This is a genomic window from Pseudonocardia sp. EV170527-09 (assembly GCF_008369905.1).
Classification (GTDB): Bacteria; Actinomycetota; Actinomycetes; order Mycobacteriales; family Pseudonocardiaceae; genus Pseudonocardia.
In genome coordinates, this window is the sequence record NZ_VRMC01000127.1 from 1 (window position 1) to 10,499 (window position 10,499).

Sequence of the window (10,499 nt, forward strand, 5' to 3'; positions counted from 1 at the left end):
ACCCCCGCCGAAGTGTTCGAAGAGCAGCTACGCTCAGCCTGACAACCCGGTGTTGCAACGATCGGTTGAACCCAGGCAATTCACGTCCTGGGCGTTCGGGCGCCGACTGATCGAGGCGGGACTAGTCGGTTCCATGGGGTCGGTCGGCGATTGTTACGACAACTCGATGGTCGAGTCCTTCTGGGGGACGATGCAGCTGGAACTACTCGACTCCAGATCCTGGAAAAGCCGCGCCGATCTTGCCAATGCGATATTCGAGTGGATAGAGTGCTGGTACAACCCGATCAGGCGCCACTCCAGCATCGGGATGCTCAGCCCAGCCGACTACGAAACAGCCCACACCCCGCCACACCAAGATCACTGACCCCACACCGTCAGTGTCCGGCGCAGGGGGCCAAGCTCAGACCGTCTGAGGCGGAGACCGTCTGAGGCGGAGGAGCGGCCTCGACTACGAGGTAGCTGAGCAGATGCTGCGGCGCTCTCTCGCGCCGGAGACCGCGGACGCGGTTATCAGCTGTGTCGCCTGGCCAGGGCTGGCTAAGCAGGTGCTGACCTGGCGGGTCCAGGGCGTTCGGGTCGCGGCAGTACTTGCGCATCTACCGGAAGAACGGATCCGCAACGCTGATGTCCCCGCCGGTTATCTGAAGGCCGTCCTGCGCCGCAGCATCGATGTCCGGCAGAACACGGCCCTCGCGACGCCTACGACGACGCCCACGACAGCGGCTGCAGCGGGTGTGACCGAGGCCAGCCGGGACGGTGTGCCGGAGTCGCCGTTCCCGATCCGCGAGCTCGATCCCACCAACGCTGTGGAGCGCGAGCAGCTGCAGTGCAGCGGGCCGGTGATGCAGCCCGGGGTGCAGAGCGACTTGCTCGTGATCCGGGAGGTAGCTGCCGCCGGTGGTCCGTCAGCCCGGACATCCAGGTCAAATTCAGACATAACGCCAATCCTCTCATGGTGCGGATGAGCCGACGGCGGCCCCGTCGGCGGCAGAACATTGACCGGTGTCCATCACCCACATTTCACGTGCAAATCACAGAGGGCTCTTGCTCGGCAACCCACGGTCATCGAGGCTACTTTCGACCTGGACATAGGGCTACTTAATCGTACAACTCCGACTGATGATGAGTAAGATAGGTTACAAAACTTGCGCAACCAGCGTGCTTCGGCGGAGCTTGGAGGGAATCGTGGAGGCGGACCCGGCGGGAGGCCACAAGGGTCGATGATGAGCTGTAAGCAAGGCGCCGACACAGCGCACAACAGGGCAGGTCCCCCTCGGAAGCCGCGACCGGAACACCTGGGAATCAGGTTTTCGCTGATCAGCACGGTAGGGGCACCCTACGGAAGTAGAGCCTACGAAGCGCAATCAAGGTGTTGCAAAGGATTCTCAAACACGTTCTAAGACACCCGCCGGTGGCGGGCTACCAGTCGACCAACGCGCCTGTAACGCGCTGCACTCAGTCACCCGAGCCCTGGCTGAACGTGGGAACTCGCTGCTCAAAATCAACCTCCCGCGCCCTGCGCCGGGTCACCCTGTGTCCCTGGCGGATTGGCGCGATCATCGCAGCCGCGCTCGTACTGCTCCACATCGAGCACGGCCGCGCAACATGATCAACTCACTACCGAGAAAGGTCCGCGGTGACTTCAGTAGGAACGTGTGCCCATCCGTCATGGATCAGCTCGCTGTCGCTGGTCGACACGCTCACGGAACGAGAACGCGAAGTGTTCTCCTGGCTCGCCGAGGGCAGCTCGAACCAGGAGATCGCCGACGAGCTGTTCATCACCGAACGCACGGTGCGCGCTCATCTTGGCGAGATCATGCGCAAGCTGCGCCTCGATTCCCGGCTACGCGCCTGCCTTGTGTCCTATGTGCACCACAGCCTGTCTGCTCCTGCGGACCTCCCGGTGGCTCTGTCGTAGCCGGGCCCGATTCCTGTCGCGAGCGACAGTAGAACCGCCGCGCGGAATGCTCCAGAGTCGTATTCGTACAGGATCTCGTCGATCGATTCGTGGGCGGATCGAAGTGTTGGTCGATCGGCGCCGGGGAATAGCTCGCCGGCGGATCCGTGCGCGTCCTGATGGGGGCCTTGCGACAGATCGCGGTGGCCAGGGGAAAGGTGTGTCAATGGATCCGTTCAACCTTGATGCCCGCGTCACCACGCCGACGTCGTCCTCCGCCCCCGCGGCGCGGGCCTCGGCGACCACGCTGGTCACGAAGACGCCGATCTGCTCGAAGTTCAGCTGCAAGTGCACGCTGAACACCTGCACCGCGTTCTGCCGCTAGTAATTGCGGTGGGCGAGGCCGAATGTGGGTGGGTACTGCCATGGGTGATGATCATGGCAGTACCCACCCACAGTTCAGGTGCTGACGACGTCGACGCGTCCGGGGGAGACCGTGTCGTTACAAGCAGATCGAGATCGATTTGAGGCCGTTCGACCGGTGGCGGCCAGCGATCCGACCGTGACGACGTGGGCGGGAGCCGTTCCCGCCGACCTCGCGCGGCGGGCCCGCGAGGTCGCCGACGAGGTGGCGCTGCGGATGAGTACCTCGCAGCAGGTCCTGGAACTCGCGGTCCGCTCGGCCGACCAGGCCGAGCACCCGATGGGCTGGCAGTACCCCGGGTTCGCGCACGGCCACGCCGGGGTGAGCCTGCTGCACTTGGCGGCGGCCCGGGCCGCCGGCGGAGGGGAGCGCGATCGGGCCGAGAGTGTGGCGTTCGACTTCATTCGCGAGGCGGTCGCCGGCACGCGCATCGCGCCGATGAGCGATCCCGGCACGTTCGGCGGTGTAGCGGGCCTCGCGCTCTGCGTCGCCGACTGCGCCCGGGTGGAGCCGCGTTTCGGACCCAGCCTCGAGCGGTTGCACGAGTCGCTGGCGGAACAGGTGCTCGCGATGCACCTGCCGCACGTTGAGTGCGGTGTCTCGGACGCTGACCACGATCTCGTCTCCGGTGCGGCGGGCGTCGTTGTCCACCTCCTGTCGGTGGACCGGCCGAGCCCGGCGGTGCTGGCCGCGATCGACCGGTTGGTCGGCTACCTCGCCTGGCTGGGCGGGTCGCCGGACGACCCGTCGGTCCCGCACCGCTGGATGATCGCGCCCGCTCGCTATTCGCCGCACGAGCAGATGGGCCCGCCCGCCGGTGGCTATCTGAACCTGGGTGCTGCGCACGGTGTCCCGGGAGCGGCAGCCGCACTGGCCGCCGCCGGTCGAGCCGGTTACCGCGTGCCGGGGGACACCGCGGCGCTGCGCCGGATGACCTCCTGGATCGTCGGTGCCGCGCACGCCGACGAGCACGGGCTGCTCTGGCCGTCGGTCGTCGCAGTCTCCGAGGACGGGGACGAGATCCCGCCGGACACCGCGACGGACCAGCTGGCCTGGTGCTACGGCACCGCCGGTGTGGCGGCGGCCCTGCTGTCGGTGGCGGACTCGACTGGGGACGCCGAGCTGCGCTGGCTCGCGGTGGAAGCGTTCGAGGCCGTGCTCCGGCGGGCCGTGGTCACGCCGTCGCCCACGCCGACGTTGTGCCATGGCCGTGCCGGCCTCCTGGCCATCTGCCTGGAGTTCGCGGCGACCGGCGCCAGCCCGCTCGCCGCGGACCACGTGTCCTTGCTACTTGTAGACGTCCTGGACGCCGCTGACCCGCGACACCCGCTGGTCTTCCGTGACGAGGAGCAGCCGGGAGTGCTCGTGGACAGCCCGGCGCTCCTCACCGGGGCGACCGGCGTTGCCCTGACCCTGTACGCCGCGATCGATCAGGACCGACCGGCCTGGCTGAGCGCCTTCCTGACGAGGTGACGTCCGATGCCCAACGACGAGCGGGTCTACGATCCCGTCGGGTTCTTCCTGCTCCGCACGCCGGCCCTGCCGGTGGAGACGATCGCCTCGATCACGGGGGCCGACACCGCCGACACGGCCGTGGACGACGCCGACCGCCGCAGCCGGACACGGGAGCGGCTGCGGGCGCTGGCCCGCAGGCCGGACGTCCACCGGGCGCTGGCCGTGGCCAGCGCTGACCTGGTCGCGGCACTGACCCGGCTCGACGACGACCCGGACGCGACTGCGAAGAAGACCCGGCGGGCCTACTCCCGCCTGCTGCGGTATCTGACCCGGATGGCGACCCGCCCGACGCCGTTCGGCTGCTTCTCTGGGGTGGCTCTCGGCGAGTTCGGCGAGTCGACGACTGCACGGCTGGCTGGGCAGGCGCTCGGGCACGGTCGGGTGCGCGCCGACATGGGGTGGCTGCTCGCCCTGATCAAGACACTGGAGTCGGACACGGACCTGCGGCCGCACCTGCGGGTCACCCGCAACTCCAGCGCCTACGTCACCAGTGGTCGCGTCGTGCTGCCCTACGCCGACGTGTACGGCGACCGGGACAACAGGTCGGTGCGGATCCGTGCGACACCCGCGGTCGAGGCCGTGCTGCGGTCGGCGGGGACTCCGGTGCCGTACGGGCAGCTGGCCGATGACCTGCACTCCTGCTTCCCGGACGTTGCCCGGGAGGTCGTCACGGGCCTCCTCGACCAGATGTGGGACTTGAACTTCCTGGTCAGCGATCTGCGGCCGCCGATGACGGCGCCGTTCCCGGAGCGGCACGTGGCCAAGTCGCTGGCCGGTGTGGCCGGTGCCGAGGCGGTTGTCGAGGCGCTGGAGACGGTGATGGACCTCGCCGCCGGTGACGGGCCGGTCGACGTGCTCGACCGGCTGGTGGCCGCGCAACGCGAGCTCGTCCCCGGCCACACAGGCACCACCTACCAGCTCGACTCCGCGGCGCAGCTGCTGGACCCGACGATCACTGCTGCAGTGGGTCGCGCCATGGCGGACGCGGCAGGCGTGCTGATGCGACTGAGCGGGGCGGTTCCCGGGCACCACCACCATCTCATCCGGTACCGGCACGCGTTCCTCGACCGGTACGGGCAGAACGCGCTGGTGCCCGTGCTTGAGGTGCTGGGCGAGGATGGTCTCGGCGCACCGCCGACCTACACCGAGCCGTCGCGGGACTGCCCGTTCGAGTCCGGACCGCCACCGGACCCGTCGGACCTGACCCGGCTGCTGACCGGCTTCGCCGCGGAGGCCTGGTGCACCGGGGCGTTCGAGGTCGAGCTCACCGACGCCTGGCTCGAGCGACTCACCGCTGGATCGTCGCAGGACCGGGGCGACATGCCCCCGACCCCCGCGCTGGACGTCTTCGGCCAGCTGCACGTCGCGTCGCCCGGCGCGGACCTCGACCGGAGCCGGTGGCGGGTGGTTCTGCGCGAGGAGGTCCTCGCGCACGGCGGCCGTGCCTGCGGTCGGTTCTTCGACCTGCTTGGCGAGAAGGGGGTGGACTGGCTGCGCGGGTACGCGCGGCGGACCGAGGAGGCCCTCGGTGGCGCGGTGCACGCCGAACTCAGCTACCTGCCGTCGATGAGCCGGGCGACGAACGTGTCGCTGCGGCCCCGGTTGCTCGACCACGAGGTCGTCATCAACACGACACCGTCGGTGCCGGCCGATCACGTCCTGACCCTGGACGACCTGATGGTGGGGTCCACGGAGGACCGCTTCTTCCTATTCTCGCGACGGTTGGGACGCGAGGTGGTCGTCACGCAGAGCCACATGCTGAGCCCGCAGTACGCGCCGAACGTCGCACGGTTCCTGCTGGAGGCGTCGGCCGACGGGTACGTCGCGCCCAGCGGGTGGCAATGGCTCGGGCTCGCCTCGATGCCGTTCCTGCCACGCGTCACCCGCGGGGACGTCGTACTGCACCCGGCACAGTGGACGGTGGCCGCCGACGAGCTCGACGTGGGTGGCACCCCCGACTTCGCATCCGCGGTTGCGGGATGGCGCGCCCGCCGGGACGTGCCCCGCTTCGTCTACCTGGTCGACGACGACAACCGGTTGCTGCTCGACCTCGACCACCCCAGCTACCGCGACGAGCTGGAGCAGGAACTCGGCCGGGGGCACGGCCGCGTCACGGTGCACGAGGTGCTTCCCGCGCCGGATGGGAACTGGCTGACCGACGAGCACGGCGGGACCTACGTCAGCGAGCTCGTCACCTCCGTCGTGTTGCGCGACCCGGCGCACGGCGCCCGCAGCGCCCCGCCGGCCGTGGGTACGGCGGTCGGGGAGCGTGCCGGGGCGCGGCGCCGGTACCTGCCGGGTGGCGAGTGGACGTTCCTCAAGATTTACTCGCCGCTGTCACGCCACGACGAGATCGTCGAGGGCCCGCTCGCCGAGCTGGCGGCCGAATTCCGGACGGACGAAGCCGTCGACCGGTGGTTCTACGTCCGCTACGCCGACCCGGAGCCGCATCTGCGCGTGCGCGTGCGCGGGCGGCGCGGCGTCACCCCGCCGGAGCTGCTCGCGCGGCTCAGCGGCTGGGCCGCCTCGCTGGTCGACAGCGGGCACGCGTTTGACGTCGCTCTGGCCGGCTACGCCCCTGAGGTCGAACGCTACGGCGGCCCGCGCACGTTCGATGCCGTCGAGCGCCTGTTCCAGGCAAACAGCGAGGTCTCCTGCGAGCTCGTCCGTATGCTCACGGCCGCGAGGGGCGATCTGGACCCCGAGCTCGTCGCCGTCGCGGCGGTGGACGCCCTGTACGCGCAGTGGGGACTCAGCCCGGCGGCCCGGCTCGACCTGGCGCCGGCGGGCGACACCTCAGACACCGTGCGCGCCCGGTTCCGTGCCGAACGGAACTACCTGTGCGAGCTGCTCGTCCCGTGGGACCGGCACCCGCACGGCCGTGGCCGCGAACACCACGACCTGCTCCGGCCAGTGCTCGACGCACAGGCCTGGGCCGTCGCCGACGTCGCACGGGCAGTCCGGGCGGCCGAGGCCGACGACGAGCTCTGGGGCACCACGTCGACCGTGCTGGGCAGCCTGGCCCACATGCACGTCAACCGCCTGATGAAGGTCGACCTGCACCGGGAGTCCCGGTGCTATGGCCTGCGACGGCTGGCGCTGCGGTCGATCTGCGGACGTCCCGGCCCGCAGGACCCCGGCCCAGCGGCCCTCGCCGAGCCGGCGGGGGTGGCGCGATGAGCGGCGAGCGGCCCGGCGGCGGGACGGGTGTGCGCGCATTCCGGTACTGGGGACGGATCGGGCTGCTGTTGTGGCGGCTGAGCCCGTGGAAGGTGGTCGGGCTCGCCGTCGCGACGCTGTCCGTGTCGCTAGTGCCCGCGCTTCAGCTGGCGCTGACCGCGACCGCCGTGCAGACCGTGGCCGGGTCCATCGCCGCAGGCGGCGTGGACGCGGCGTTCGACCGGATCCTGGCCATCGGTCTGGCGATGATCGGCGTGTCGATCGTGTCCCACCTCGGTGGCACGTGGCAGCAGTACCTCGACGCGGTGCTGCGGCTGGAGCTGACGACCGCCATCGGCGAGCTCGTCATGCGCAAGGGAACGCGGATGGACATGCAGGACTACGAGGACGCCGAGTCCTACGACCGCCTGCAGCGGGCGTTCCAGGAGAGCAGCGGCTCCCGAGTGCACCAGCTCTTCGCCGACACGCTCGAGTTCGTCCGCGAGCTGGTCACGATCCTGTCGGTGGCTGCGGTGCTGTTCTCCTGGAGCCCGTGGATCGCGATCCTGGTGCTGCTGTCACCGATCCCGTCGGCGATCGCACAGATGCGCTACGGGCGCACAATGTTCGAGATCGAGTACGGTCGCGCGGCCGACCGGCGGCGGATGCTGTACTTCCAGTTCCTAACCACGACGGACCGGTCCTTCAAAGAGGTGCGGCTGTTCGGGCTCGGCCCGTACTTCGTCGAGCGCTACCGGGCCATGGTGCGGACGTTTCTCGAGGTCGACCGTGGCGTCAACCGACGGCAGTCGCTGTCGCTGGGGGGCTTCGGGCTGATCAGCGTGCTGACGGCGTCCGGGGCGATTGTGCTCGCTATGTTCGTGACGGCCGGGACCGGGCGGATCGGCGAGCTGGCCGGGTACCTGCAGGCCGTCGCCGTGGTGCAGACCTCGGCCCACACCATGCTGCTCGGCGTCGCGATGCTGTTCCAGAACACGTTGTTCGTGAACAACCTGTTCGAGCTGTTCGACATGCCGGAGAAGCGCATCCCCTCCGGCGAGCGGTCGGTCCCCGCGCCGCTGGAGGCGGGGATCGAGTTCCGGGACGTCACGTTCGTCTACCCCGGGACCGACAAGCGCGTCCTGGACCGGGTCAGCTTCGTGATCCCGGCGGGGACGTGTGTCGCGCTGGTGGGCCAGAACGGCGCCGGCAAGACGACGCTGGTGAAGCTGCTGACCCGGTTGTACGAGCCGACGTCCGGACAGATCCTGATCGACGGCGTCCCAATCCAGGAGTTCGACCTTGACGACCTGCGCCGGAAGATGGGTGTGATCTTCCAGGACTACATCCAGTACGAGATGAGCGTCCGGGACAACATCGGGTTCGGCAGCGTCGAGGCCCTGGGGGACGACGCGCGGATCCGCGCGGCGGCGCGCGCCAGCGGGGCGGCCCCGGTCGTGGAGGGTCTCGACGGCGGGTACGATGCGCTGCTGGGACGCCATTTCGAGGACGGCAACCAGCTCTCCGGCGGACAGTGGCAGAAGGTAGCGCTGGCCAGGGCGTTCATGCGCTCGGCGCCGGTCGTGGTGCTCGACGAGCCGACGTCCTCGATCGACGCGGAGGCCGAGGCCGAGATCTTCGCCCGGCTGCGCGATATCGCCGGCTCGGCGACCTGTCTGCTCATCGCCCACCGGTTCTCCACCGTGCGGATCGCCGACAAGATCCTCGTGATCGAGGACGGCCGGTTGATCGAGGAGGGCACCCACGCGGAGCTGCTGCGTCGGGAGGGCCAGTACGCGTACCTCTTCCGGCTGCAGGCCGCCGGCTACCTGCCCGAGTCCACGGCCGGCCCGGGGACGGCGTGACGGCGGGGCCGACCCCGGCGCGACCCGCGGCGGTCACGCCGGACGTGTCGGTGATCATCCCCTTCACCACTGCGCACCCGCCGGACCTGGTCCCGTTCGCGGCCGTCGTGCGCGACACCGGGGCCCGGCGGCTGTGGTTCGGGCAGACCCTCGACTGGGACGCCGCGTTCGGCGTCGCCCATCTGACCGGGAGCGGTTACCGGATCCCGGTTGGCAGCGCGGTCGAGCTGGCCCTGACCCGGCACCCGGCGGACGCAGCGGTCCGGGCACGGACCCTGGCCGCACTGACTGGGCACGACACGGTGCTGGGCGTCGGTCCGGGTACCGAGGACCTGGTCCGGGCGCTGAATGGCACCGGCTACGCCAGCCCCCTGGGTGCGATGCGGGATTACCTGACCGTTCTGCGGGCCCTGGTCGAGGGCCGGACCGCTGCGCACGACGGGGAGTACTTCTCCCTGCACGGCGGGCTCCCGCCCAGGGAGCACCCGCTGGTGGCACTCGGCGTCGGTGTGCTCGGCCCGCGTTCGGCGCACCTCGCCGGGGTGCTGGCCGACGTCGCGATCACCTGGATGACCCCGTCGTCGTACGTGCGCGACGTGCTGACGCCAGCGCTGCACCGCGGCGCGACCGACGGCGGGCGGCCGGCGCCGCGGGTCGCGACCGTCGTGCACGTCGCGCTCGACGGCCCCGGTCGCGACCCGTACCGGCTGGCGTGGCTCGCCACGAACCGGCACCTCGCGCAGGACAACTACGCCGGGATGCTCCGACGGGCCGGCCTCACGCTGCACCCGACGTCGCCGGCCGTCGGAGCCCGGGCCCTCGTCGACTCGGGCACGTTCCTCACCGGCTCCCCAGCTGACGTCGTGCTCGGACTCGAGACCCTCGCCCGTGCCGGGGTGGACGAAGTCGTCCTGAACACCGCGGGGGTGTGCGCGGTCGAGGGGCCCGCCGCCGCCGCGCGGGACGTCCGCGGCATCCTAGACGCGCTCGGCCGTGACGCCCGGCCACCGGCGCACCGGACCAGCGACGACACCGACACCCGGGCCGAAACCAGGGCCGACACTGGGAAGGAATCCGAATGATCGTGTCAAGCCGCGGTAGCGGGTTGTGGTGTGGTGATGGTGATGGTGAACATCCTCTGGTCACGGAGCAGGGCCCAGAGGACGTCGACCAGGCGTCTGGCCAGGGCGAGCAGGGCTTGGGTGTGGATCATTTTTTCGCTGCGTTTGCGCTGGTAGAAGGTCCGGGACGGGCCGTCGGTTTTGAGGCTGGACAGGGCGGCCATGTAGAACACTCGCCGCAGGCGGCGGTTGTAGCGTCGTGGGCGGCGCAGGTTCCCGCTGATCCGGCCGGAGTCCTGGGGCACTGGGACGAGTCCGGCGTAGGAGGCCAGCCGTCCCGAGCTGGCGAAGCCACCCAGCTCGGAGCCGACATCAGCGCCGATACTGCTGCTGACACCGCCGTTGGTGGCGGTGAGGAATTCCGCGCCCAGAATGGGTCCGAGTCCGGGCAGCGATTCGATGATCGCCGCGTCCGGGTGGGTGCGGAACACGGTGGTGATGAGCTTGTCGGTGTCTTTGATCTCCCGGTCGAGCTCCAGCAGTCGCCGGGCCAGACCGGCGACAAGGACCGCGGTCCG

At 69.9% G+C, this 10,499-nt stretch carries 9 protein-coding genes and 1 pseudogene; 8 read left to right on the plus strand and 2 right to left on the minus strand.

What is annotated here, in order from left to right; translation table 11 throughout:
* The first annotated feature begins 133 nt into the window (after nucleotides 1-133).
* Nucleotides 134-364: an integrase core domain-containing protein gene (locus FVA95_RS25940; protein ID WP_161992450.1), complete on the plus strand. Its 231-nt coding sequence runs from the start codon at nucleotides 134-136 to the stop codon at nucleotides 362-364.
* 273 nt (nucleotides 365-637) lie between these two features.
* Here the strand turns inward: FVA95_RS25940 and FVA95_RS34045 are convergent, their stop codons facing one another.
* A complete protein-coding gene (locus FVA95_RS34045) occupies nucleotides 638-937 on the minus strand; it encodes a gallidermin/nisin family lantibiotic (protein WP_149666471.1) in 300 nt (99 codons plus the stop codon).
* A gap of 452 nt (nucleotides 938-1,389) precedes the next feature.
* On the opposite strand from FVA95_RS34045, the pseudogene FVA95_RS25950 reads away from it, so the two are divergent.
* From FVA95_RS25950 to FVA95_RS25975, 7 genes and pseudogenes are all read left to right on the plus strand, one after another.
* Nucleotides 1,390-1,609 (plus strand): annotated as a pseudogene (locus tag FVA95_RS25950) (IS5/IS1182 family transposase); the annotation flags it as partial.
* Between the two features lie 27 nt (nucleotides 1,610-1,636).
* Nucleotides 1,637-1,918, plus strand: coding sequence for a helix-turn-helix transcriptional regulator (locus FVA95_RS25955; RefSeq protein ID WP_149666472.1), 282 nt, complete (start codon nucleotides 1,637-1,639; stop codon nucleotides 1,916-1,918).
* A gap of 205 nt (nucleotides 1,919-2,123) precedes the next feature.
* Nucleotides 2,124-2,282 (plus strand): FDLD family class I lanthipeptide, encoded by a 159-nt coding sequence (locus FVA95_RS31050; RefSeq protein WP_161992451.1) that lies wholly within the window; start codon nucleotides 2,124-2,126, stop codon nucleotides 2,280-2,282.
* Nucleotides 2,283-2,459: 177 nt separating this feature from the next.
* The gene (locus tag FVA95_RS25960; protein WP_149666473.1) at nucleotides 2,460-3,794 is read left to right on the plus strand and encodes a lanthionine synthetase C family protein; all 1,335 of its coding nucleotides are present in this window, start codon (nucleotides 2,460-2,462) and stop codon (nucleotides 3,792-3,794) included.
* 6 nt (nucleotides 3,795-3,800) lie between these two features.
* Nucleotides 3,801-7,016 (plus strand): lantibiotic dehydratase, encoded by a 3,216-nt coding sequence (locus FVA95_RS25965; RefSeq protein ID WP_149666474.1) that lies wholly within the window; start codon nucleotides 3,801-3,803, stop codon nucleotides 7,014-7,016.
* The gene (locus FVA95_RS25970; RefSeq protein ID WP_149666475.1) at nucleotides 7,013-8,860 is read left to right on the plus strand and encodes an ABC transporter ATP-binding protein; all 1,848 of its coding nucleotides are present in this window, start codon (nucleotides 7,013-7,015) and stop codon (nucleotides 8,858-8,860) included. The genes FVA95_RS25965 and FVA95_RS25970 overlap by 4 nt, the downstream gene beginning before the upstream one ends.
* Nucleotides 8,861-8,910: 50 nt before the next feature.
* Nucleotides 8,911-9,942 (plus strand): LLM class flavin-dependent oxidoreductase, encoded by a 1,032-nt coding sequence (locus tag FVA95_RS25975; protein ID WP_205015992.1) that lies wholly within the window; start codon nucleotides 8,911-8,913, stop codon nucleotides 9,940-9,942.
* A gap of 5 nt (nucleotides 9,943-9,947) precedes the next feature.
* Here FVA95_RS25975 and FVA95_RS25980 read toward each other — a convergent pair.
* Nucleotides 9,948-10,499, minus strand: a 552-nt coding sequence (locus tag FVA95_RS25980; protein WP_149666476.1) for a transposase, incomplete at its 5' end; no start/stop codon positions are given.